The sequence below is a fragment of the Burkholderia sp. Bp8984 genome (assembly GCF_003853755.1).
In the GTDB taxonomy this organism is placed as follows: Bacteria; Pseudomonadota; Gammaproteobacteria; order Burkholderiales; family Burkholderiaceae; genus Burkholderia.
Window position 1 is genome coordinate 224,406 of sequence record NZ_QTQN01000003.1, and the last position, 23,544, is coordinate 247,949.

Annotated in this window: 20 protein-coding genes; 12 read left to right on the forward strand and 8 right to left on the reverse strand. The window is 70.1% G+C overall.

Going from position 1 to position 23,544, the window contains the following annotated elements:
• Positions 1-6 precede the first annotated feature (6 nt).
• Positions 7-1,038, forward strand: a complete 1,032-nt coding sequence (locus tag DID98_RS05280; protein ID WP_124570431.1) for a bifunctional enoyl-CoA hydratase/phosphate acetyltransferase — start codon at positions 7-9, stop codon at positions 1,036-1,038.
• Positions 1,035-2,075, forward strand: a complete 1,041-nt coding sequence (locus DID98_RS05285; RefSeq protein ID WP_124519784.1) for a zinc-dependent alcohol dehydrogenase family protein — start codon at positions 1,035-1,037, stop codon at positions 2,073-2,075. The genes DID98_RS05280 and DID98_RS05285 overlap by 4 nt, the downstream gene beginning before the upstream one ends.
• Before the next feature lie 72 nt (positions 2,076-2,147).
• Here the strand turns inward: DID98_RS05285 and DID98_RS05290 are convergent, their stop codons facing one another.
• The 6 genes from DID98_RS05290 to DID98_RS05315 all read right to left on the reverse strand — a co-directional run bounded on the left by DID98_RS05290 (position 2,148) and on the right by DID98_RS05315 (position 10,560).
• Complete coding sequence (locus DID98_RS05290; RefSeq protein WP_124570387.1) at positions 2,148-3,551, reverse strand: MBL fold metallo-hydrolase RNA specificity domain-containing protein; 1,404 nt, start codon at positions 3,549-3,551, stop codon at positions 2,148-2,150.
• Positions 3,552-3,720: 169 nt separating this feature from the next.
• Entirely contained in the window at positions 3,721-3,906 is a 186-nt protein-coding gene (locus tag DID98_RS05295) for a DUF2964 family protein (RefSeq protein ID WP_044846572.1), read from the reverse strand.
• Positions 3,907-4,059: 153 nt separating this feature from the next.
• The gene (locus tag DID98_RS05300) at positions 4,060-5,184 is read right to left on the reverse strand and encodes an ABC transporter permease (RefSeq protein WP_124570388.1); all 1,125 of its coding nucleotides are present in this window, start codon (positions 5,182-5,184) and stop codon (positions 4,060-4,062) included.
• A 2-nt stretch (positions 5,185-5,186) separates the two neighbouring features.
• The gene (rbbA, locus tag DID98_RS05305; RefSeq protein ID WP_124570389.1) at positions 5,187-8,000 is read right to left on the reverse strand and encodes a ribosome-associated ATPase/putative transporter RbbA; all 2,814 of its coding nucleotides are present in this window, start codon (positions 7,998-8,000) and stop codon (positions 5,187-5,189) included.
• Positions 7,997-9,070 (reverse strand): HlyD family secretion protein, encoded by a 1,074-nt coding sequence (locus DID98_RS05310; RefSeq protein WP_124570390.1) that lies wholly within the window; start codon positions 9,068-9,070, stop codon positions 7,997-7,999. The genes rbbA and DID98_RS05310 overlap by 4 nt, the downstream gene beginning before the upstream one ends.
• Positions 9,067-10,560 (reverse strand): efflux transporter outer membrane subunit, encoded by a 1,494-nt coding sequence (locus DID98_RS05315; protein ID WP_124570391.1) that lies wholly within the window; start codon positions 10,558-10,560, stop codon positions 9,067-9,069. The genes DID98_RS05310 and DID98_RS05315 overlap by 4 nt, the downstream gene beginning before the upstream one ends.
• A 378-nt stretch (positions 10,561-10,938) precedes the next feature.
• On the opposite strand from DID98_RS05315, the gene DID98_RS05320 reads away from it, so the two are divergent.
• Genes DID98_RS05320 through ftsH form a run of 3 tightly spaced genes read left to right on the forward strand, consistent with a single transcriptional unit; the run spans position 10,939 to position 14,076 of the window.
• On the forward strand, positions 10,939-11,586 hold the full coding sequence (locus tag DID98_RS05320; protein ID WP_124528548.1) for a BON domain-containing protein: 648 nt from the start codon (positions 10,939-10,941) through the stop codon (positions 11,584-11,586).
• Between the two features lie 39 nt (positions 11,587-11,625).
• Positions 11,626-12,135, forward strand: coding sequence for a BCAM0308 family protein (locus DID98_RS05325; protein WP_124570392.1), 510 nt, complete (start codon positions 11,626-11,628; stop codon positions 12,133-12,135).
• A gap of 33 nt (positions 12,136-12,168) precedes the next feature.
• Entirely contained in the window at positions 12,169-14,076 is a 1,908-nt protein-coding gene (gene ftsH, locus DID98_RS05330) for an ATP-dependent zinc metalloprotease FtsH (RefSeq protein WP_124570393.1), read from the forward strand.
• 68 nt (positions 14,077-14,144) lie between these two features.
• On the opposite strand, the gene DID98_RS05335 is transcribed toward ftsH, so the two are convergent.
• On the reverse strand, positions 14,145-15,941 hold the full coding sequence (locus DID98_RS05335; RefSeq protein WP_124570432.1) for an adenosylcobalamin-dependent ribonucleoside-diphosphate reductase: 1,797 nt from the start codon (positions 15,939-15,941) through the stop codon (positions 14,145-14,147).
• Between the two features lie 216 nt (positions 15,942-16,157).
• Between DID98_RS05335 and DID98_RS05340 the strand changes: the two genes are divergently transcribed.
• The 4 genes from DID98_RS05340 to DID98_RS05355 all read left to right on the forward strand — a co-directional run bounded on the left by DID98_RS05340 (position 16,158) and on the right by DID98_RS05355 (position 19,499).
• Positions 16,158-17,093: a 1-phosphofructokinase family hexose kinase gene (locus tag DID98_RS05340; protein ID WP_124570394.1), complete on the forward strand. Its 936-nt coding sequence runs from the start codon at positions 16,158-16,160 to the stop codon at positions 17,091-17,093.
• 118 nt (positions 17,094-17,211) lie between these two features.
• Complete coding sequence (locus DID98_RS05345; RefSeq protein WP_124570433.1) at positions 17,212-18,012, forward strand: polysaccharide deacetylase family protein; 801 nt, start codon at positions 17,212-17,214, stop codon at positions 18,010-18,012.
• Positions 18,009-19,265, forward strand: a complete 1,257-nt coding sequence (locus tag DID98_RS05350; protein WP_124570395.1) for a putative glycoside hydrolase — start codon at positions 18,009-18,011, stop codon at positions 19,263-19,265. Before DID98_RS05345 ends, DID98_RS05350 begins: the two co-directional genes overlap by 4 nt.
• 45 nt (positions 19,266-19,310) lie before the next feature.
• Positions 19,311-19,499: a hypothetical protein gene (locus DID98_RS05355; RefSeq protein WP_124570396.1), complete on the forward strand. Its 189-nt coding sequence runs from the start codon at positions 19,311-19,313 to the stop codon at positions 19,497-19,499.
• A 44-nt stretch (positions 19,500-19,543) separates the two neighbouring features.
• Here the strand turns inward: DID98_RS05355 and DID98_RS05360 are convergent, their stop codons facing one another.
• On the reverse strand, positions 19,544-20,041 hold the full coding sequence (locus DID98_RS05360; protein ID WP_124570434.1) for a lecithin retinol acyltransferase family protein: 498 nt from the start codon (positions 20,039-20,041) through the stop codon (positions 19,544-19,546).
• A 469-nt stretch (positions 20,042-20,510) separates the two neighbouring features.
• Between DID98_RS05360 and DID98_RS05365 the strand changes: the two genes are divergently transcribed.
• Genes DID98_RS05365 through DID98_RS05370 form a run of 3 tightly spaced genes read left to right on the forward strand, consistent with a single transcriptional unit; the run spans position 20,511 to position 23,475 of the window.
• Positions 20,511-20,975: a carboxypeptidase regulatory-like domain-containing protein gene (locus DID98_RS05365; RefSeq protein WP_124570435.1), complete on the forward strand. Its 465-nt coding sequence runs from the start codon at positions 20,511-20,513 to the stop codon at positions 20,973-20,975.
• A complete protein-coding gene (locus DID98_RS35735) occupies positions 20,954-21,100 on the forward strand; it encodes a hypothetical protein (RefSeq protein ID WP_185640827.1) in 147 nt (48 codons plus the stop codon). The genes DID98_RS05365 and DID98_RS35735 overlap by 22 nt, the downstream gene beginning before the upstream one ends.
• Positions 21,097-23,475, forward strand: a complete 2,379-nt coding sequence (locus tag DID98_RS05370) for an exo-beta-N-acetylmuramidase NamZ domain-containing protein (protein ID WP_124570397.1) — start codon at positions 21,097-21,099, stop codon at positions 23,473-23,475. Before DID98_RS35735 ends, DID98_RS05370 begins: the two co-directional genes overlap by 4 nt.
• Positions 23,476-23,544: the final 69 nt, after the last annotated feature.

The following is a 23,544-nucleotide window of genomic DNA, read 5'->3' on the forward strand; positions in this document are numbered from 1 at the left end:
ATGAACCTGAACCTGAACCTGCATCCGGATCCGTCCGCCGGCGCGTGCCTGCCCGGCCTGCTGCCGCGCGCGGACGGCGAACTGCCCGCCCTGATCGCGCGTGCGCGCCATGCGCCGCCGCTGACGGTGGCCGTCGTGCATCCGTGCGACACGGCCAGCCTCGTCGCGCTTGCCGCGCTCAACGCGTCGCCGCTGGGCGCATCGATCGAACCGCTGATCGTCGCGCCGCGCGCGAAGGTGTTGCGCGTGGCGAGCGAGGCGGGCGTCGATCTCGCGAAATGGACGATCGAGGACGTCCCCCACAGCCACGCCGCGGCGGCCCGCGCGGTGGCACTCGCGGCGTCGGGCCGCGCCGGCGCGCTGATGAAGGGCAGCCTGCACACGGACGAGCTGATGGGGGCCGTCGTCGCCGCGGAATCGGGCCTGCGCACCGACAAGCGCATGTCTCACTGCTTCCTGATCGAGGCGCCGGCGTATCCGCGGCCGTTCATCCTGACCGACGCCGCGGTGAACATCGCACCGGATCTCGCGCAGAAGGCGGCCATCACGCAGAACGCGATCGACGTCGCGCATGCGCTGGGCGTCGCGCGCCCGCGCGTCGCGGTGCTGTGCGCGGTCGAGACCGTCAATCCGGCGATGCGTTCGACGCTCGACGCGGCGGCCCTCGCGAAGATGGCCGAGCGCGGGCAGATCACGGGGGCGGTCGTCGACGGCCCGCTCGCGTTCGACAACGCGATATCGCAACGGGCCGCACGCGAGAAGGGGATCGACTCGGCGGTTGCCGGCCGTGCCGACATCCTTGTCGTGCCCGATATCGAAGCGGGCAACATGCTCGCGAAACAGCTCGAATACCTGGGCGGCGCCGCGAACGCGGGCGTCGTCGTAGGCGCGCGCGTGCCGATCGTGCTGACGAGCCGCGCCGACGGCGTCGCCGTCCGGGTCGCGTCCTGCGCGCTCGCGGTGTTGCTGGCACAGGTCCGGCATGACGCCGCGCCGATGCCTGAACAGGCCCCCCTTTCGATGGAGGAATTGCGATGAAAGCACTCGTGTACCACGGCCCCGGGCGCAAGGCGCTCGAACGGCGGCCCAAACCGGAACTGCAGTCGCCCACCGACGCGATCGTCCGCGTGACGCGCACGACGATCTGCGGCACCGATCTGCACATCCTCAAGGGCGACGTGCCGACGTGCGAACCGGGCCGCGTCCTCGGCCATGAAGGCGTGGGCATCGTCGAGCAGGTCGGCGCGGCGGTCGATTCGCTGAAGCCGGGCGACCACGTGCTGATTTCGTGCATCTCGTCGTGCGGCCGCTGCGAGTACTGCCGCCGCGGACTGTATTCGCATTGCACGACCGGCGGCTGGATCCTCGGCAACCGGATCGACGGCACGCAGGCCGAGTTCGTGCGCATCCCGCATGCGCCGACCAGCCTGTACCGGATTCCGGCCGGCGCGGACGAGGACGCGCTCGTGATGCTGTCCGACATCCTGCCGACCGGATTCGAATGCGGCGTGCTGAACGGCAAGGTGCAGCCGGGCTGCTCGGTCGCGATCGTCGGCGCGGGGCCGATCGGGCTGGCGGCGTTGCTGACCGCGCAGTTCTATTCGCCCGCGCGGATCATCATGATCGACCCGGACGGCAACCGGCTCGAGGTCGCGCGGCGCTTCGGCGCGACCGACTGCATCGACGGCCACGGCGGCGACCCGGTCGCGGAAGTGATGAAGCTGACCGACGGCGTCGGCGTGGATTGCGCGATCGAAGCGGTCGGCATTCCGGCGACGTTCGAGATGTGCACGTCGCTCGTGGCGCCTGGCGGGGTCGTCGCGAACGTCGGCGTGCACGGCGTCAAGGCCGATCTGCACCTCGAGAAGCTGTGGGATCGCAACATCTCGATCACGACGCGGCTCGTCGACACGGTCAGCACGCCGATGCTGCTGAAGACGGTAGGCGCCGGGCGCCTCGATCCGGCGCGCCTGATCACGCACCGGTTCTCGCTCGACGACGTGGAAAGCGCGTACGACACGTTCGGGCGCGCCGCGCAGACCCACGCGCTGAAGGTCATCATCGAAATCGGCTGAATGCCGGGCCGCGCGTGGCGGAAACCGGGTGCTTCCGCCGCCCGTCACGCGCGGCCGGCGTTGCGCCGGCAGTCAGGACGACAGCGCGGTGGGTTCCTGCGTGTTGTTTGACTCAATCGCGTCCAGATCGACGCACTGCTCGTAAGTCGGCACCTCGCACGGCCAATGCAGGCGCTCCGAGATGCGCCGGCGCATCGCATCCGCGGCAGCGGGTTCGCCGTGCGTGACGAAGGTCCGCACGGGCGCGCCCTGCATCGTGCCGAGCCACTTCAGGATCTCTTCGTAGTCGGCATGGGCCGACAGCGTCGTGATCGACTCGACCTGCGCGCGCACGCGCACGTACTCGCCGTGAATCTTCAGCGTCGGCTCGTGCGCGGCGAGCGCCGCGCCGCGCGTGCCGGCGGCCTGGTAGCCGACCAGCGCGATCGTGTTGCGCGCATCGGGCGCATGGCGGCTCAGGTGATGCAGCACGCGCCCGCCGGTCGCCATCCCGCTGCCGGCGATGATGACCATCGGGCCGTGGTGTTCGGCGATCGCCTTGGACTGCTCGACCGAGCGGATCATCGTGGCCGCGTGGCCGAGCGCATTCGCTTCGGAGGCCGTCAGCCGGTGTTCGAGGATATGGTGGCGATAGATCTCGGTCACGTCCGTCGCCATCGGGCTGTCGAGGAACACCGGGACGCGCGCCATGCGGCCGGCCGCCTTCAGCCGCGCGATGTAGTGCAGGATCTCCTGCGCGCGGCCGACGGTGAAGCAGGGCATCACGACGACCCCGCCGCGCGCGAAGGTCTTGTCGAACATCCCGGCCAGCTCGTTTTCGGGATCCGACGCCGGATGCAGCCGGTCGCCGTACGTCGATTCGACCACCAGGTAGTCGGCATGCGCGGGCGGGCGCGGCGGTTGCATGATCGGGTCGTGATACCGGCCGAGATCGCCGGAGAACGCGAGCACCTTGTGGTCCCAGTGCATCACGACGCTCGCCGCGCCGAGGATGTGCCCGGCCGGCAGCAGGCGGAACGACAGGCTGCCGCCCAGCGCGGTGCATTCGTCGAACGCGACGGGTTGCAGCAGGCGCAGCGCGCGCTGCGCGTCGTCCAGCGTGTAGAGCGGTTGCGCGGGATGATGCTTCGAATAACCGTGCCGGTTCGCGAAGTCGGCTTCCTCCTCCTGCAGCCGCGCGCTGTCGCGCAGCATGATGTCGCAGAGTTCGGCCGTGGCCGCCGTGCAGTACACCGGCCCGCGATAGCCTTCGCGCGCCAGTACCGGGAGATAGCCGGTGTGATCGAGATGCGCGTGCGTGAGCACGACCGCGTCCAGCGTGTCGGGCGCGAACGGCAGCGCGCGCCAGTTGCGCAGCCGCAGGTTCTTGGTCCCCTGGAACAGGCCGCAATCGACCAGGACGCGCCGGCCGCCGTGCTCGAGCAGATATTTCGAGCCGGTCACGGTTTCGGTCGCACCGAGAAAAGTCAGTTTCATGGGTTGCCTCCCCGGGAGTCGACGGAACAGTAAGTCGATTACATCCCGAACGCGCGCGCGGCGGTTGACCGAAATCACGAATGGCGGGATTCCGATGACGAACGGCTCGAACGCGACGCGTAAGATGCCGCTTACGATGCCCCGAATGCAATGCGTCCGGGCGGTGCCGCTAGCGCCCGGGCGGCGCCGGATCCAGCTGCGCGACGAACGCCACGATGCCCGACACCAGCGCAACGATTGCGTACGGCACGACCCGCTCGTCGATCAGCATCGCATGCACGACGCCCAGCAGCGACGCGAGCGCGATGAATACGCAGAGCGTCGCGAACGCGTTTCGGTATCGCAGGCCCATCATGACGTTCTCCCGGGAAGCGGCCGCCGTGGACGGCGTTGCCGTCGGCGCATGCCATCGGTTGCGCAAGACATGTGCCATGATCGCGTGCCGCGCGCCGGCCCGATTGATCTGTATCAACCGACGAATCCCGGCATCACGGAATCGACGCCCCGCTCAAGTCATCTGACCAATCGTCTTGCGGAACCGCGTCAGCGACAGCAGGAACAGCACGCAACCGATCGCGAACAGCGCCGCGAACTGGGCCCACACCGCATCGAACCCGGCACCGCGATACAGGATCCGCTGCGCGAGTTCGACGAAATGCGTGGTCGGCGCGGCCAGCATGATGTCCTGCACGACGGGCGGCATGCTTTCGCGCGGCGTCAGGCCGCCCGACAGCAGTTGCAGCGGCAGCAGCACGAGGACGAGCAGCATGCCGAACTGCGGCATGCTGCGCACGAGCGTCGCGAGAAAGATCCCCATCGACGTCGTCGCGAACAGGTGCAGCGCCATGCCGGCCACGAACAGCGGCACCGATCCCGGAATCGGCACGTGCAGCGCGCCGCCCACGACGAACGTCAGCGACGCGACGGCCGCCGCCGCGACGACGAGCCCCATCGACCAGACCTTCGCGAGCATGATTTCCGCCGCGGTCACCGGCATGACGAGCAGATGCTCGATCGTGCCGTGCTCGCGCTCGCGAATCAGCGCGGCGCCGGTGAGGATCATCGACAGCATCGTCACGTTGTTGATCAGTTCCATCAGCGCACCGAACCAGACTTCGTCGAGATTCGGGTTGAAGCGCATCCGCATCGCGAGATCGACGGGCGGCAAGGGCGTGCCGCGCTGGCGCCGCACGAACGCATCGATCTCGCCCGACACGATCTGCTGGACGTAACCGCCGCCGGTGAACGCCTGCGTCATGCGGGTCGCATCGACGTTGAGCTGGACCGTCGCGTGACGGCCGGCGAGCACGTCGCGCTGGAAGTCCGGCGGAATGTCGAGCGAGAACGTGTAGTCGCCGTTGTCCAGCCCGCGATCGGCCGCGCCGGCGTCGACGAGCGGGGGCGGCGCGAACTGCGGCGGGAAGAACGCCGCCGCGATGCGCGCCGACAGCGGCGACGCATCCTCGTCGACGATCGCGATCGGCACCTTGTGCAGCGTTTCCGGGCGCGCGGTGGCCGCGACGTAGATCGACGCGCTGAACGTGTAGACGATCAGCGCGAGCAGGATCGGGTCGCGGGCGAGGCTCCACAGTTCCTTGACCCCGAGCCGGAAAATGACGAGCAGGCGCGACATGGTCAGCGCTCCTGCTTGCGCAGCAGCACGCCGGTCATGACCAGGATGACCGGCGCGGCCGCGAGCATCGGCCAGAACTGGGACGACAGGTCGGCCAGCCCGAGCGCCTTGTTGTAGACGCCGCGGCTGATCGCGAGCATGTAGGTGGCCGGATAGACGGTGCCGACCCACTTGCCGCTGCCCTCGAGCGACGACAGCGGCGTGAGCAGGCCCGAGAACTGCACGACGGGAATCAGCGTGCCGACGATCGTCATGAAGATCGCGGCGATCTGGCTGCGGGTAAACGTCGACGCGAACAGCCCGATGCCGGTGGCCACGACGTTGAAGATCAGCACCGCGGCCGCCAGCGTCGCGAAACTGCCCTTGATCCGCACGCCGAACACGAGGTCGGCCAGCACGACCATCAGCAGGAAGTTCAGCATGGCCAGCATCACGTACGGCGCCTGCTTGCCGAGCAGGAATTCGGCCCGCGTGACGGGCGTCACGTACAGGTTGACGATCGACCCGAGCTCCCGTTCCCGCACGACGGCGAGCGCCGTCAGCATCGCGGGCAGCATCAGCAGCAGCATCGGCATGATCGCGGGAATCATGGCCGGCAGGCTCTTGACGTCCGGGTTGTAGCGATAGCGGATCGCGATGTCGACGGCCGGCGCGAGCGACACGCCGAGCCGGCGCTTCGCCTGGTCGCGCAGCCAGTTTTCGTGCATGCCGGCCACGTAGCCGCGGATCGTCTCCGCGCGCATCGGCATCGCGCCGTCGACCCATGCGCCGATCTCCACGCGGCGGCCGCGCGCGACGTCGCGCGCGAAACCGGGCGGGATCTCGATCGCGAGCGACAGCCGGCCGTTGCGCATGCGGCGCTCGATGTCGCGGTCGTCGGCGAGCGGCGCGCGCGGCACGAAGTAGCGGGAACCGGTGAGGTTCTGCGCATAGTCCTGGCTCAGGATCGACTGATCGCGGTCGAGCACCGCGAACGTCAGGTTGTCGACGTCGAGACTGATCCCGATGCTGATCACGCACATCAGCACGAGCGAGCCGAACAGCGCCAGCGTCGCGCGCAACGGGTCGCGTCGCAGCTCCAGCACTTCGCGCCACAGATAGCTGCCGGCGCGCGCCGGGCTGAACCATGCCGCCGCACGACCGGCGCCGGCCGCCGCGGGCGGCGCGGCGAGCCAGCCGGCGTCGGCCGGCGCATCGGCCGGCGCACCGTCCGCGCCATCCGCTTTCTGCGCGTCGCTCAGGTAGCCGATGAACGCGTCCTCGAGCGTGGCGGCGCCGCGCAGGCGCACCAGTTCCTCGGGCGCGGCGCTCGCGAGCACGCGGCCCGCATGCATCAGCGAGATGCGGTCGCAGCGCGCGGCCTCGTTCATGAAGTGCGTCGAAATGAAGATGGTGACGCGATCGTTGCGCGCGAGCTCGATCATCAGCCGCCAGAAGTCGTCCCGCGCGACCGGATCCACGCCCGACGTCGGTTCGTCCAGGATCAGCAGCTCGGGCTTGTGTACCATCGCCACCGCGAGCGAGAGCCGCTGCCGCATGCCGAGCGGCAGGCGCTCGGGCAGCGCGTCGAGGGCGTCGGCCAGCCCGAAGCGCGCGACCATTTCGGTCACGCGCGCGGGCACGTCCGCCTCCGGCACGCCGAACAGCCGCGCGTGCAGCACGAGGTTCTGCCGGACGGTCAGTTCGCCGTAGAGCGAAAACCCTTGCGACATGTAGCCGACGCGCCGGCGCGTGTCGATGTCGTTCGCGGCGACCGGTCGGCCGAACAGCGTCGCCGTGCCTTGGGACGCGGGCAGCAGGCCGGTGAGCATCTTCATGGTCGTCGACTTGCCGCAGCCGTTGGAGCCGAGAAAGCCGAAGATTTCGCCGCGGCGGATCTGCAGGCTCACGTGGTCGACCGCGACGAAATCGCCGAACCGCATCGTCAGCCCGTCCGCCTCGATCGCGTAGCCGGCCGCCCGATCGGCCTGGAACGGCGCGATCACGACCGGCTGGTGTCCGTGCCGGCGCGCCTCCGGGAGCAGCGCGATGAACGCGGCTTCCAGCGTGTCGCAACCGGTGCGCTCGAGCAGCTCGCCGGGGCTGCCGGTTGCCAGCACGCGGCCGGCGTCCATCGCGATCAGCCGGTCGAAACGGCGGGCCTCGTCCATGTACGCGGTGGCGACCAGCACGCTCATCGCCGGGCGGGCGGCGCGAATGCGGCCGATCAGCTCCCAGAACTGCGCGCGCGACAGCGGATCGACGCCGGTCGTCGGCTCGTCCAGGATCAGCAGGTCGGGATCGTGGATCAACGCGCAGCACAGGCCGAGCTTCTGCTTCATGCCGCCGGACAGCTTGCCGGCCGGGCGGTCCAGGAACGGCTGCAGCCCGGTGCTGCGCGTCAGCGCGTCGATCCGTCGGCGCCGCTCCGCCGCATCGTGGCCGAACAGGCGCGCGAAGAACTGCAGGTTTTCCTCGACCGACAGCGTCGCGTACAGGTTGCGGCCGAGGCCTTGCGGCATGTAGGCGATGCGCCGGCACACGCGCGCGCGATGGCGGCGCGACGACAGGTCGCCGTCGAGCGTCCATACGCGGCCCTGCTGGATCGCGCGCGCGCCGGAAACGAGCGCGAGCAGGCTCGACTTGCCGACGCCGTCCGGCCCGATCAGCCCGATCATGCGGCCGGCCGGGATATCGAGCGTCACGTCGTCGAGCGCGGCCTTGTCGCCGTAGCGCAGCGAGACGCCGGACAGCCGTGCGACCCAGCCCGGATCGGCCGACACCGGCGCAGCGCCGGTCGCCCCGGCATCCGTCTCGACGGGCGGCGCCGCTTTCATTGCGGCACCCTGATCGCGAGGCGATCCGGCCAGCCCGCGTGCGGGTCGGTCTTCAGCCACGCCACGCCCGGCAAGCCGGTCTTGACGAGCTTCAGGTGGCGCTGCAACAGGTCGCGATCGATGCGTGCCTTCACCCGGAACATCAGCTTCTGCCGCTCGGTGGCCGTTTCGACCGTCTTCGGCGTGAACTGCGCGGTGCTCGACACATAGGACACGCGTGCCGGAATCACGTATTCCGGTGCCGCATCGAGCACGATCCGCACGTCGGCGCCGAGCGGGACCCGGCCGACGGCCGCTTCGGGCAGGAAGAACGTCATGTACACGTCGGACAGGTCGACGACGTTGAGCACCTTGCCGCCCGCCGGCAGGACTTCGCCCGACTCGGCAATCCGGTACTGGACGCGCCCGTCGCGCGGCGAGGTCAGTTCGCTGTCCGAGAGGTCGGCCCGCACGCGCGCCACGGTCGCCTGCGCGGCCGTCACGGCCGAGCGCGCCGCGACGAGCTGGGCCTGCGTGGCGTCGATCGCGGCCTGAGCGGCTTGCACCTGGGCCCGCGCGGCATTCACGGTCGCGCGCAGGCTGCCGGCGCGCGCGCGATCGTCGTCCAGTTCCTGCATCGACGACGCGCCGTCGCGCGACAGCGTTTCGGACCGCGCGAGCCGCCGCGTGGCCGCGTCCAGCTCGCTTTCCCGCTGCACGACGACGGCCGCGGCCGCGGCCTTGTCGCTGCGGCGCTGCGCGACCTGCGCGTCGATGCTCGCCGCGGTGTTCACCGCCTGCTGCTCGCGCGCCCGTGCCTCGTCGAGCTGCGCCTGCAGGACGACGACGTCCATGCGTGCGAGCGGCTGGCCGGCCGTCACGAAGTCGCCTTCGTCGACGAGCATCGCGGTGACGCGCCCCGGCAGCTTGGTCGCGACGTCGATTTCGGTCGCCTCGATGCGGCCGTTGCCGCTGACGAGCCCCGCATCCGCCTGGCCGTCGTGCCAGCGCGTCCATCCGTAGTACGCGAGGCCGATCGCAAGCACGGCCGCACCGATACCGATCAGAAGAGGGCGCGGGATGGTTTTCATGGTGTGTTGTCCGAGTCGGTCGAAAGGGGCGCCGTTGCCGCGGCAGTCTTGCCGGTGTCGATCACGCCGCCGCCGAGCGCGCCGTACAGCGCGACGCGGCTCGACAGCAGCGCACGACGGGTCGTGACCAGCTGCTGCTCGGCGTTCATCAGGTCCCGCTGCGCATCGAGCACCTCGAGGAAGCGGGTTGCCCCGCTGTCGTAGCGCAGCTTCGCGAGGCGCGCCCGCTCGGCCTGCGACGCCAGCGTGGCGCGCTCGATGGCGACCTGGTCGGCGAGCCAATGGCGCGCGGCGAGCGCATCCGACACGTCGCGGAATGCGCGCTGCAGCGTCTGCTCGTAGCGGGCGAGCGCTTCTTCGCGTTGCGCGCGCGCCAGTGCGAGATTCGACCGGTTGCGGCCGCCGTCGACGAGCGGCAGCGTGACGTTGGGAATCACCGACCACACGCCGGACCCCGACGTCAGCAGGTCGTGCAGCGCGCTGCTTCCCGAACCGATCGCACTCGTCAATGCGATGCGCGGAAAGAATGCCGCGCGCGCCGCGCCGATGTTCGCGCGGCTCGCCTGCAGTTCGCGCTCCGCCGCGATCACGTCCGGGCGCCGGGTCAGCAGTGATGAAGGCAGGCCGGGGGCGAGCGACGGCAGCACCGCGCCGTCGTCGAGCGCGAGCGGCGTGGCGCCCAGCGCCGGCGGCGCACCGACGAGCAACGCCAGCGCATCGGCCGCCGTCGCGCGGGCCTGCTGCAACTGCACGCCGAGTGATTCCGCCTGCTGCAGCAGGATTTCCGATTGCGTGAGATCGAGGCGCGAGATCGCGCCGGCCGCGTGACGAAGCCGGAAAATCCGCAGCGATTCGCGGCGGGTGTCGATTGTCGCGCGGGTCAGCGCGATGCGTTCGTCGATCTCGCACAGGGTCAGATACGCGTCCGCGACACCGGTGACGACGCTCAGCGTCACCGCCTGCCTGGCTGCGTCGCTCGCGAGGTAGCGCTGAAGCGCTGCTTCCTTCAGGTTGCGCACGCGGCCCCAGAAATCGATCTCCCATTGCGTCTCGGCCAGCTGGACTTGATAGACCTGGCCGATGACGGGCACCGGAGTGAGAAAGCCGCCCGGCGTGCGAAACCGCACGTAGGCCGCGCCCGCAGCGATCGTCGGCCATTGATCCGCGCCGCGGATGCCGTACACCGCGTGCGCCTGCTCGACGCGGGCAACCGCCGCGCGCAGATCCCGGTTGTCGGCGAGCGCCTGGCCGATCAGTGCGCGCAGGCGCGGGTCGACGAAGTAAGCCTGCCAGTCGGGCACGGGCGCGGCGGGTGTCGCGTCGGCGGACGGCTCCGGAAAGGACGCGGGAATCGGTGCGGCGGGACGCTCGTCCGGTGGCGCAAGCGACAGGCAGCCCGACAGCAGCCCCATGCCCGCCGCCAGCGCAATGGCACGCATGCGCCGCACGACGGCAGGATGACAGCGAACGGGAAGCGCGGCAGCGCGCATGGAATGCCTCGTCGAATACGGAAATGCGGGAATTCGGGATGGCGCCGCCCGCGGGGCGTCGCCGCTTCGGATTCACTTATATCCGACGATTACCGGGTTTCCCCTTGATCTGTGTCACTTGGGCGGGGATGCGTTTCGAGGGGCCGCTCGCTTGACGCGCGTGCCGGAGCATGCGTCGGACGCTTTCGCGACGGCGTGCCGGACCGGGCCGCGCAATGCCTGTCACGGGCGGCACGCCCGGTGCGGCAACGTCCGTCGCGAGCCCGCGGTTGATTGATCCTCGTCAAGCCGCCGGCGCGGCCGTGCGCGATGCTGAACACGGTGCGGCACGCATTCGCTCGCAGGCATGCGGCCGGCACGGGCCGACGGGAGACCGACATGAAGTCCGATGCAGTACTCAAGCAGGATGTCGAGCAGGCGTTGTTCTGGAATCCGGCGATCGATGCGCGCCGGATCGACGTCGAGGTTCACGACCGGATCGTCACGTTGCGCGGCACGGTCGACAGCTGGGCGCAGAAGCTCGAGGCGCAGAAGACGGCACTGCACGTCGCCGACGCGCGCGCGCTGGTGCTCGAACTGAACGTCACCCCGCCGGAGAACGCGTGCGCGGACCAGGAACTGGCGATCGCGATCACGTTCGCGCTCGGCTGGCAGGAGGCGTTGCGTGATCACAAGATCAGCGTCGAGGTCGATCACGGCTGCGTGACGCTCGACGGCGAAGTCGATCATGCGTATCAGAGCCGCGCGGCGGAAGCGATGGTGAGCCGGATGATCGGCGTCGTCGGCGTGGCCAACCGCATCCGGGTGCGTGCCGACCATACGGTGCCCGACGTCGGCGCCCGGATCGCCGAGGCGCTTGCGCGCCGTGCGCAGCGCGAAACCGCGGGAATCTCGATCGACGCAACCGACGGCATCGTCACGCTGACGGGCACGGTCGCGTCGCTGGCCGAAAGGCGCGCCGCATGCGGTGCGGCCGGGTCGGTGAGGGGTGTCCGGCAGGTCGTCGACCGACTGAGCGTCGCCTGACCGGCTTGCACGTGCCGTCTACTACCAGGAGAAGCTGCGATGAACCGTTCGCATACCGGCCCCGGCCGAAACTATCTGCGCCGCGACAAGCGCATGCAGCCGCATACGAAGGACAGTTATCGCGAACCGAAGCGGCCCGCGGGCGACCGCATCTGCGAAGGCTGCGGCGCCGTCTGCGACGCGGGCCGCTGGACCTGGTACGCGACCCCGCTCGACCGGCGCCAGCTCGAATGCCCGGCCTGCAAGCGCATGCGGGAAAACGTGCCGGCGGGCGAACTGGTGTTGCAGGGTGCCTACCTGAGCGCGCACCGTTCGACGATTCTCGAACTGCTGCGGCATCAGGCCGATCTGGAGACGAGCGAGCACGCGCTCGAACGCATCATGGACATCGACACATCCGCCGATTCGCTCGTCGTTCGCACGACGGGCGTGCACATGGTCCGGCGCCTCGGCGAAGCATTGCTGCATGCGCATCACGGCGATCTCGCGCTCGACTATCGCGACGGCGAGGACGTGCTGCGTGCGCACTGGAAGCGCGACGCTGCGTGAGCGGATGCTGGCCTGCCGGAGAGGTTCGACCCCGTGAAAAAATCATTCGACTACTCCGGGCTGCTGATTCCGGTCGCGTTCGCCGTGCTGGTCGCGGTTCAACTGCTCGCGCGCCAGCCGGTGTCGACAACGATTTCCTACAGCGATTTTCACCGCCTGGTGGACGCACGGCTCGTCGACGATCTCGAGATCGGCACGGCGACGATCTCGGGCACGCTGCGCATGCCGCAAGCCGGCGCCGCGCTGCCCGCGTCCGATGCGGCCGGCGTGAAGGAGGCCGGCGCGCCGTGGCGCTTCACGACGAACCGGGTGAGCGACGAAGGGCTGGTCGCCGCGCTGACGACTGCCGGGATTCGCTACCGCGGCGCGACGGATACGGGCTGGATCGGCACGCTCGCGACCTGGATCTTCCCGTTGATCGGCTTCGTCCTGATCTGGAATTTCATGATGCGAAGGCCGGGCGGGATGCGGGATCTGAGCGGCATGGGCAAAAGCCGCGCCCGCGTCTACATGCAGAAGGAAACCGGCATCACGTTCGACGACATCGCGGGCATCGACGAGGCGAAGGCCGAGCTGCAGCAGATCGTCGCGTTCCTGCGCAACCCCGAACGCTACCAGCGGCTCGGCGGCAAGATTCCGAAGGGCGTGCTCGTCGTCGGCGCGCCCGGCACCGGCAAGACGCTGCTCGCACGCGCGGTCGCGGGCGAGGCAGCGGTGCCGTTCTTCACGATCAGCGGCTCGGCGTTCGTCGAGATGTTCGTCGGCGTCGGCGCGGCGCGCGTGCGCGATCTGTTCGAGCAGGCCCAGCAGAGCGCGCCGTGCATCGTGTTCATCGACGAGCTCGATGCGCTCGGCAAGGCGCGCGGCGTCGGCCTGATGTCGGGCAACGACGAGCGCGAGCAGACGCTGAACCAGCTGCTCGTCGAAATGGACGGCTTTCAGGCCAATTCGGGCGTCATCATCATGGCCGCGACCAACCGGCCGGAGATCCTCGATCCCGCGCTGCTGCGCCCCGGGCGCTTCGACCGGCACATCGCGATCGACCGGCCGGACCTGACCGGACGCAAGCAGATCCTGGCCGTGCATACGAAGCGCGTGAAGCTCGCGCCGGAAGTCGACGTGGCCGAACTGGCGCAGCGCACGCCTGGCTTCGTCGGCGCCGATCTCGCGAACGTCGTCAACGAAGCCGCGCTGCATGCGGCGGAACTGGGCAAGCCCGCGATCGGGATGGCCGATTTCGACGAAGCCATCGACCGCGCGATGACCGGCATGGAGCGCAAGAGCCGCGTGATGAACGAACAGGAGAAGCGGACCATCGCGTACCACGAATCGGGGCATGCGCTCGTCGCGCAAAGCCGCGCGCACTGCGATCCGGTGAAGAAGGTGTCGATCATCCCGCGCGGGATCGCGGCGCTCGGCTACACGCAGCAGGTGCCGACGGAGGATCGCTACGTGCTGCGCCGGAGCGAGTTGCTCGACCGGCTCGACGTGCTGCTCGGCGGACGCGTGGCCGAGGAAATCGCGTTCGGCGACGTGTCGACCGGCGCGCAGAACGATCTCGAACGCGCGACCGCGCTGGCGCGCCATATGGTGATGCAGTACGGGATGAGCGAGAAGATCGGCCTGGCGACACTCGACGATGGCGCACGCCAGGGCGGGGCGCCGGGCGTGTGGACGCCGGGCGACGGCCACTGCAGCGAGCACACGGCGCAACTGATCGACGAAGAGGTGCGTGCGCTGCTCGCGGAGGCGCACGCGCGGGTCACGGCAACGCTCGGCGCGCATCGCGATGCGCTCGAACGGATCGCGCGCAGTTTGCTGCAGCACGAATCGATCGATCACGACATGCTGGTGGCACTCATCACGCCGCCGGACGATGACGGCGAGCCGCCTCGGGCGCCGGAAGCCGACACGGAAACGACCACGGGCGTCTCCGCCTGAAGGAGCGATCGGCGCCCGCTATCGCCCCGGATGCTTGCCCAGACGCTCGCCGCCGCTCATCGTGTCGTTCAACAGCCGCTGCAGACGGGGCCGTCGCGCCGCGCGTGCGACGCGTCATCGGTCACGACCGACGCGAGCCGCGGATCGGGCCGGAAAATCGTGATGCCCTTGAGCCCTTCGCGCCACGCCTGGAAGAACAGCGCGTCGACCGCCGCGAGCGAACACTGGCCGGGCATCGTCACCGTCTTGGAGATGCCGGCGTCGACGCACGGCTGCAGCGCCGCGAGCATCGCGACGTGATCGGCCGGCGCGATATCCGCCGCCGTGACGAAATAGCCCGGCAGCCTGACGGTGTCGCCATGCAGTGCGCGAAACAGCCGGTGAGCGTGATTCTCCGCACGAAACGGCCGCACCCGCCCGTCCGCGGTGCGGACCATGCGGCGCTGCGTCCAGCCGACGGCCGGCTCGATTCCGTTCGAACAGTTGTCGCATAACGCGAGGCTCACGCTGCCGGCCGGCGCGAACGACAGCAGGTGGCTGTTGCGCAGCCCGTGCCGCGCGATCGCGTGATGCACCTTCAGCGGCAACAGCGTTCGATACGCGGGGCCGCTCAGATAGGCGGCCGGGTCGTAGGCCGGAAACACGCCGCGCTCGGCGGCAAGCGCGGCCGACGCGGCGAACGCATGCTCGCGCATCGCGAGCGCGATCCTGCGTGCAAGCGCGCGTGCTTCCGCGCTGTCGTAGCGCAGCCTCAGCATCGTCAGCGCGTCGCCCAGCCCGGTGACGCCGACCCCGATGCGGCGCGTGCGGCGCGCCTCGTGCTCGTGCGCGGCGAGCGGCCACTCGGTCAGATCGAGCACGTTGTCGAGCATGCGGACCTGGATGCGCACCGCATCGGCGAACGTCGCGAAATCGAAGCGCGGCTCGCCGTCGATACCGAACGGGTGGAGGACGAACCGCGACAGGTCGATCGGACCGAGTACGCAGCTGCCGTAGGGCGGCAGCGGTTGCTCGCCGCACGGGTTCGTCGCGTCGATCCGCTCGTGCTCGCGCAGCGGATTCGCGGCGCGGATCGTGTCGAGGAACAGCAGCCCCGGTTCGGCGCTGTCGCGCGCGGCAGTGACGATCGCGTGCCAGAGCGTGCGGGCCGGCACCGTTGTGTAAAGGTAGCGTCCGTCGGGCAGCCGGGGCGATGCGCCGGACGGGCAGGCCGGCGGCGCGTGGTGGAACAGCGCCCACGGCAGGTCGTGCCGGACCGCCTCCATGAATGCGTTCGTGACGCCGACCGACAGGTTGAACGTCGGCCAGCGCGCGCGTCCGCGCTTGGCCGCGACGAACGCGACGAGGTCCGGATGATCGCAGCGCAGCACGCCCATCTGCGCGCCGCGGCGCGGGCCGGTGAACGGCAGCGCCCGGCACATCGCATCGAAGCGGTCGAGCGCCGCGCACGCGCCGCGTCCGGACGACAGGCGCCGTTCGTACGCGTCGGCGGGTGGCACCGGCGAGAAGTCGTAGCCGATTCCGCCGCCCATCAGCAGCGTGACCCGGGCGTCGTCGAGCGCATGCGCGAGCGCCGTGTCGAGGGCCTGCACGGGGGCGTCGGCCGGAATCGCGAGCGGATGGACGAAGCAGTTGACCATCGTTCCGCCGTGGTCCGCGCCGGCGTTCGCGAGAATGCGGCCCGCGCCGATCGCACCGCGCTGCAGGTTCAGGTAGAACACGCGCTCCGCCTGCGCACGGCGCTCGGCCGGCTCGGCGAGCGACAGCGCACGGGCGACGCGATGGAAGACGGCCGCGCGAGACGTGTCGCCGGGCTGCGCATAGCGCTCGGCGAACACGGTGCTGCAAAGCGGCTGCTCGTCCATGGCGGGGCTCGGCGACGACGAATGACTCAATGTAGGCGCCTGCCCGAACGTGTCGTTGATCGAACGCAACCGGGCGCTTTCGCGGCACCGCTTGATGGCGGTCAACGCCGCGGCCGGCGTCGAACGTAACGTGGAGCCACGGCCGGCACGCCGCGGTGGCCGGGAATCGCCACGCGGCCACCCGGCGCGCCTGCCATCGACTGCGAGCGACGCACCATGACCGATATCGTTACCGTCACGTTGAATCCTGCCGTCGATGTCTCGACCTCGGTCGAGCACATCGTCGATACCCACAAGCTGCGCTGTACACGGCCACGGCGCGACCCCGGCGGCGGCGGAATCAACGTCGCCCGGACCATTCACCGGCTCGGGGGCGACTGCGTCGCGCTGTACCTGGCCGGCGGGCCGACCGGCGACGTGTTGACGCTGCTGCTCGAAGCCGAGCGCCTGCCGGCGGTGCGCGTCCGGATCGCCGGCGAGACGCGCGAGAACGTCTGCGTGAGCGAGACCGCGACCGGGCGCGAATACCGGTTCGTGATGCCGGGGCCGCTCGTCACGCAGGCCGAGTGGCGCGACTGCGCGGCCCGCATCGACGCCATGCAGCCGGCGCCGCGCTATCTCGTGCTGAGCGGCAGCCTGCCGCCCGGCGCGCCCGACGACCTGTATGCGACGCTCGCGCGCACGGCCAGGGCAAGAGGAAGCCGGGTGGTCGTCGATGCGGCGGGCCGGGCGCTGCAAGCGGCCCTCGAAGCCGGCGTTCATCTCGTGAAGCCCAGCCTCGGCGAACTGAGTGCGCTGGCCGGCGAACCGCTCGACGACACGGCGGCCGGCCGCAAGGCGAGCGAACTCGTGGCGCGCGGGCAGGCCGACATTGTCGCGTTGACGCTCGGTGCGCGCGGCGCCTGGGTCGTCACGCGCGATCGCGCGCTGCGCCTGCCCGGCAGGCCGGCAGCGGTATGCAGCACGGTCGGCGCCGGCGACAGTTTCGTTGGCGGCATGGTCTGGGCGCTGGCGCGCGGCGTGCCGTTCGACGATGCGTGCCGCTATGCGCTGGCGGCATCGGCCGCCTCGGTCGAGCATCCGGGCACGGCGCTCTGCACGCGCGACGACGTCGAGCGGATCCATGCCGAACTGGTTGCGCAGGCAAGCTGACGTCCGGGCGGCCCGACGCGTGCACGATCGCGTCGACGCGCGATCGATCGTTGATCTGGCTCAGCGGATTGCGCGCCGCCATCGCGAAAAATGGGGCAGCCATTCCACGAGGTCCGCCATGGCCGTTCGCCTGACCGCCTTGATCGCCAGCCTGCTCCTGCTGTCGGCCGCGTCGCCGGTTTCGTCCGCCGACGTCGCGACCGTCGATTCGCCCCCGCGGCGTGTGCTGATCCTGGTCTATCACCGGTTCGCCACCGCGCGCCTGGATTCGATGACGGTGCGTACCGAAACCTTCCGGCACCAGCTGCAGGCGATCGAGGCGAACGGCTACCGCATCGTGCCGCTCGCCGACGTCGTGCGCTGGCACGACGGCCAGGCCGATGCCGTGCCGGCGCGGGCGGTCGCGATCACCGTCGATGACGGTCATCGCTCCGTCTACGACGTGCTGCGCCCGTTGCTGGCCGCCCATCCGATGCCGGTCACGCTGTTCATCTATCCGTCCGCCATCTCCAACGCCGGCTATGCGATGACCTGGGACCAGCTGCGCACGCTCGGGCGGGCCGGCGGGTTCGACATCGAGTCCCATACGTACTGGCATCCGAATTTCCGCACCGAGCGCGCCCGGCTCACGCCGGACGCCTACCGGCGCTTCGTGTCGTTCCAGCTGGGCCGGTCCCGCGAACGGCTCGAGGCCGAAACCGGTGAGCCGGTCAGGCTGCTGGCCTGGCCGTTCGGCGTCCATGATGCGCAGACCGACCAGTTGGCCGCACGCGAAGGCTACGTCGCGGCATTCACGCTCGACGCGCGCCCCGTTCGTGTCACCGACCCGGCAATGGCACTGCCGCGCTTTCTGATGACGGACGACTGCGACACACGATGCATGAACGGATTGCTGAGAACCGCCGGGAGTCAGCCGTGATGAAACGCCTGATCATCTGCCTGCTCGTGTCGCTCGCCGGCTTCGCTGCCCGGGCGGCGCCCGTCACGATCACCGTCGTCGACGCCACGAACGGGCACCCGCTCGCCGGCGCGATCGGCCATGCGTCGGGCGTGAACCGGACCGCGGATCGCGACGGCGCGTTTTCACTGGAGATCGACGCGGCGGGCACGCGCCTGAGCGTGCGTGCGCCGGGCTACGCGCGAAGCGAAGTCACGCTCGCGCCGGCCGGGGGCGCGCAGACGATCCGGATGACGCCCGTGCGTCCGAAGGCGGTCTATCTGTCCGCCTATGGCGTCGCCGACCGCACGCTGCGCGAGGCGGCGCTGTCCCTCCAGGACAAGACGGCAATCAACGCGCTCGTCATCGACGTGAAGGGCGACAGCGGCGTGACGCCGTATCGCAGCCTGGCGCGTGAAATCTCGGGTGCCGCGAACCATGCCGCCGGCGCCGTCGTGCATCCGCCCGATCTGCCGGACCTGCTGCGGACGTTCCACGCGCGCGGTCTTTACGTGATTGGCCGCATCGTCGTGTTCAAGGACGACGCGCTGGCGCGCGCTCATCCCGAGTGGGCCGTGCGCGACGCGGCCGGCGAGATCTGGCAGGACCGCGAGCATCAGCGCTGGATCGACCCGACGTCGCGCGCGGCCTGGCAACACAATTACGATGTCGCCGAAGAGGCTGCTCGCATGGGTTTCGACGAAATCCAGTTCGACTACCTGCGTTTTCCCGACGCCAACGGCCTCCGGTTCGGCGAGCCCAATACCGAGGCCAACCGGGTCGCGGCGATCACCGGATTCCTGACCGGCGCGCGCGAACGGCTGCGGCCGTACAACCTGTACATGTCGGCCGACATCTTCGGGTACGTCTGCTGGAATGCGGACGACACCGCGATCGGGCAGCGGCTCGACGCGCTCGGACCGGTCGTCGACTATGTGTCGCCGATGCTGTATCCGTCCGGCTTCACGTGGGGCCTGCCCGGTTGCCGCAAGCCGACCGAGCATCCGGGCGAGATCGTGTCGCGGTCGCTGGCCGAGGCGAAGCGCCGGACCGGAATGGACGGTGTCCGGTTTCGGCCGTGGCTCCAGGCGTTTCGCGACTATGCGTTCGATCGCCGGCCGTTCGATGCCGACGAGATCCGCGCGCAGGTCGACGCGGCCGATGCGGCGGGCACGGACGGCTGGATGCTGTGGAATCCGCGCAATCGCTACGATCCTGCCGCGTTGCCGCGCTGAGCGGCGCGTGCAGACCGGCGCGAACGCGCAGGACGCGAATCGATCATGCCGTGGAATGACGAACGTTATCCGCCTTCGATGCGGAATCTGCCGCCGCCGGTTCGCGGCAAAGCGATCGGGATTGCCAACGCGCTGCTGCGGCACGGGCGTTCCGAGGGCAGCGCGATCCGCATCGCGATCGCGCAGGCGAAACGGTGGGGGCGTGCGCATGCCGTCTTTCGTGGCCGCGGGTGACGGTCGAGTCGATGAATGACTGAACGACGGCCCTGCCGTCGATACTACGCCATACACCGTGCCGTGCATTCGCGCCCGGTCATCGCCGGATGCAGTCGCGCGGCCAGAACGCAAGCGACGAGCATGACGGCGACCGCGATGCCATGTGCCGGGTTGCGCAGGCACGACGCGACCTGCTCGCTCCTCGCCACACCGAAAAGGCACCACAGGCAGAAGTGCTCGCAGTTGTTCGTGAGCAGCCGGTATCGGCATTCGCCCAGGCGCGATGCCGCGCGGCGCGCGGTTTCCGTGCCGTCGTACAGCGTGCGCGCGTGGCGGATGACCGCGAGCCCGAAACCGGCACGGAAGCCGTCCAGCGTGACGACCTCGACCGGACCGCCGCTCGCATGGCGTGACCATCCCGCGTAGTGAATCACGTTGCCGTCGCCGATGTAGATCCCGTGATGCAGATAACCGGGGCGGCGGGTCACGAGGTGCGCACCGACCGGCGGTTCGCCATCCGGCATGGCGTCGTCGGCGTGCACTGCGGTCGGATCAATCATCGCCAGCTCCTCGGTCCTGCGGCGGCGGGGCGGAAGAGCCGCGCGCCGGCCGCGAAACACGTTGCTTCCTGTCACGTCTCCAGTATTGACAGCGGCGCCGCGCGGAACAATCAGCGTGGCCTGAGCTTGCTGTCCGACGTCGGGCCGCCGTGTCGGAAATTTCCGACGGGCCGTGCAATATCGGCTGACAGCCGTTACGGACGATTGCGCCGTCCGGATGCCGCTCCCCCGTGTTTTCAGGCGTGCCGCGGCGCCCGGCCAGATGGCGCGCGATGACTGTCTCGCGGGGGGCCGTCCGGCCTCGTTCGACGTCGACAGGCGCGCACTTGACTTGAGTCAACGGGAAATCGGCGTTCCGCGCGACGCTGACAGCGTCGTCGACTCGAACGAGCGACGTCACCGCACGCGACACGTTCCGCGACCGGACGGGCGGCATTGCAGCCATGCGTGCTCGATCAGGAGAGTGAAGATGTGGACCGGAACCGTGAAGATGCTGCTGCTGGCAGCCTGCCTGCTGAACATCGGTACGAACGCGCTGGCTGAAACGTCGACCGAGCCGATCATGCGCAACGGTGTCGCGTATATCACCGGCGGAATCGGCCAGGACGAGGTCACCGCGTTTCGCGACGTCGCACCGCGGTACAACCTGCGGATCACGTTTGCGTCGAAGCGGGGCCATTATCTTTCCGATGTCGACGTCACGCTGTCGTCCGGCAAGGCGACGCTTCTCGACGCGCACACGAACGGGCCGTTCCTGTTCGCCCGCGTGCCGCCGGGGCGATATACCGTGTCCGCGCACGACAGGGCCGTCCAGGAAGTCCGGCACGTCGTCGTACCGGCGCGCGGCGCCGTCGATGTGCGCTTCTACTGGCACGACCCCGAACGGCAAGGCGCTATGCATCTGTGTGCGGATTGTTCCGCATCGCCGCAATAACCGGCACGCCAGTCGCGCTTTCGATCAGGACCGGCGAGGCGGCGATGCGCGGCGCTCGCGCCATCGGCGCGGCGGTCCTCCGCGCGCGGCTCGACTCCGCCGATGCGGCCGGCACGAAGGAATGAATGCAGTGGAACAGGCTCGATCGCGACGATCCCGCTGCGCTGCCGCGCTGACCGGCGCGCTGCTGTTCGCGCTTGCGCCGGCCGGTGCAAGCGCGGAATCCGGCACGGCCGCCGCGCAGCAGCAGGCCGCCGCGATCGACGAGGCAGTCGCCGCCGAGATCGCCGACGGCCATCTTGCCGGCGCGGTGGTCGTGACGGGCGATGCGGACGGCGTGCGGGTACGCGTCGCGCGCGGCCTGCGTGTGGCGGGCGAGCACGTGGAGGCGATGACGGCCGATACCGTCTTCGATCTCGCGTCGCTGACCAAGCCGGTGGCGACGGCGGTTGCGGTCATGCAGCTCGCGGAGCGCGGCATGCTGAGCCTCGACGCGCCGGCTGCGCGCTACTGGCCCGCGTTCGGCGCGCACGGCAAGGCCGGCATCACGATCCGCCAGTTGCTCGCGCACGTGTCGGGGCTGCCGGCCGGCGTGTCGTCGTCCCGCGCGCTGCGCAGCCGCGCCGCCGTGCTGGCCGACATCGTCGTGATGACACCCGGCGCGCCGGCCGGCACCCGCGTGCGCTACAGCGACGTCAACTACGTGGCACTCGGCGAGATCGTCGAGCGCGTGTCGCACCGGCCGCTCGACGCGTGGTGCGCCGCACATGTGTTCGCGCCGCTCGGGATGGCGAGCACCGCGTTCCGGCCGCCGGCGCCGCTGCTCGCGCGCGTGGCGCCCACCGCCGTGCGCGATGGCCGGCTGCTTCGCGGGAGCGTGCACGATCCCGTCGCGGCCGCGATGGGCGGCGTGGCCGGCAATGCAGGCCTGTTCGCGAGTGCGGACGATCTGGCGCGCTTCGCGCGCATGCTGCTGAACGGCGGTGCGCTCGGCCCGGCGCGCGTGCTGGCGCGCCGCAGCGTCGCCACGCTCGAGACACCGGCCACGCTCGACGCCGAAGGCGACCCGCACACGCCCGGCTGGGCGGTCGGGCCGCCGCTCGTCGCGAACCGCTACCGGTTGCCGCCGGTCGGCGCGCTGCAACAGCTCGGCTACACGGGCACGGCGCTGTGGATCGATCCCGTGACGCGCCGCTTCGCGGTCGTGCTCACGAGCCGGCTGTATCCCGACGAAACCGGCACGGCGCTGCCGTTGCGCTCGCTCGTGCTCGGCATCGTATCGAGCGAAGCCGCTCCCGTGACGCCGGCGCGGATCGCGACGCGCGTGCCCGCAATGGCGGTGGCCGTCGCGCAGGCCGCCCGGTTGCCGGTATCGCGCGGGCCGGTACTGGCCGGCATCGACGTGCTCGCGGCGAACGGCTTCGCGGCCGTCGCGGGCAAGCGCATCGCGCTCGTCACGAACCGCAGCGGCTTCGACCGGTTCGGCCGGCGCACGGCCGACCTGCTCGCACAGGCGCCGGGCGCGCGGCTCGTCGCGCTGTTCGCACCCGAGCACGGGCTCGGCACCGACGTCGACGAGACGTTCGGCGACACGGTCGACGCCGCGACCGGTGTGGTGGTTCACAGCCTCTACGGCGACCGGCGCAGGATCGCGCCCGCGCTGCTCGCCGACGTCGACGTGCTGGTGCTCGACCTGCAGGACGCCGGCGTACGCTTCTTCACCTATCTGGCCACACTCGGTTACGCGCTCGAGGCCGGCGCCGCCGCGCAGCGCCCGGTGCTGGTGCTCGACCGCCCGGACCCGCTGGGCGGCGATGCGTTCGGCGGCCCCGTGGCCGATGCCGGGCCGGCCACGTTCACCGGTTATTACCCGTTGCCGCTCCAGCCCGGCATGACGCTTGGCGAGCTCGCGCGGCTGTTCAACGACCGCCTGCACGTCGGCGCGGCGCTGACCGTGGTGCCGATGGCGCATTACGTGCGCGCGATGCGCTTCGGCGACACCGGGCTCGGCCAGGTGCCGCCATCGCCGAACCTGCGCGATGGCGCCGCGCTGTCGCTCTACCCGGAGACGGGGCTCATCGAAGGGGCGGCGGTCAGTGTCGGGCGCGGCACCGCGACACCGTTCGGCGTGGTCGGCGCGCCGTGGATCGACGGGCGCATCCTCGCCGACGATCTTCGCGCGATGCGGCTGGACGCGACGTTCTCGCCGGTTCGCTTCGTGCCGGCGGAGGGGCCGTATCGCGGCAGGATGTGCGAAGGGGTGCGCATCGAACGGCCGCCCGGCGCGACGCGGCCGGGCGAGATCGGGTTGGCACTCGCGCTGGCGCTGCACCGGCGTTATCCGGCGCAGTTCCGGATCGATGCGATCCGTGCATCGATCGGCTCGCGCGAGGTGGCGGACATGCTGGAGGCGGGGCGCTCGCTCGACGAGATCGAACGTGTCGTCGATGCGCAAAATGCCGCGTTCGCGCGCGAACGGGCGGCGTTCTTACTGTACTGAGTCCGTGCCGCGCGCCGACGGGCGCCCGATTCACCGGTCCGATGCATCCTGCTTTCCCGACAGGCTTGA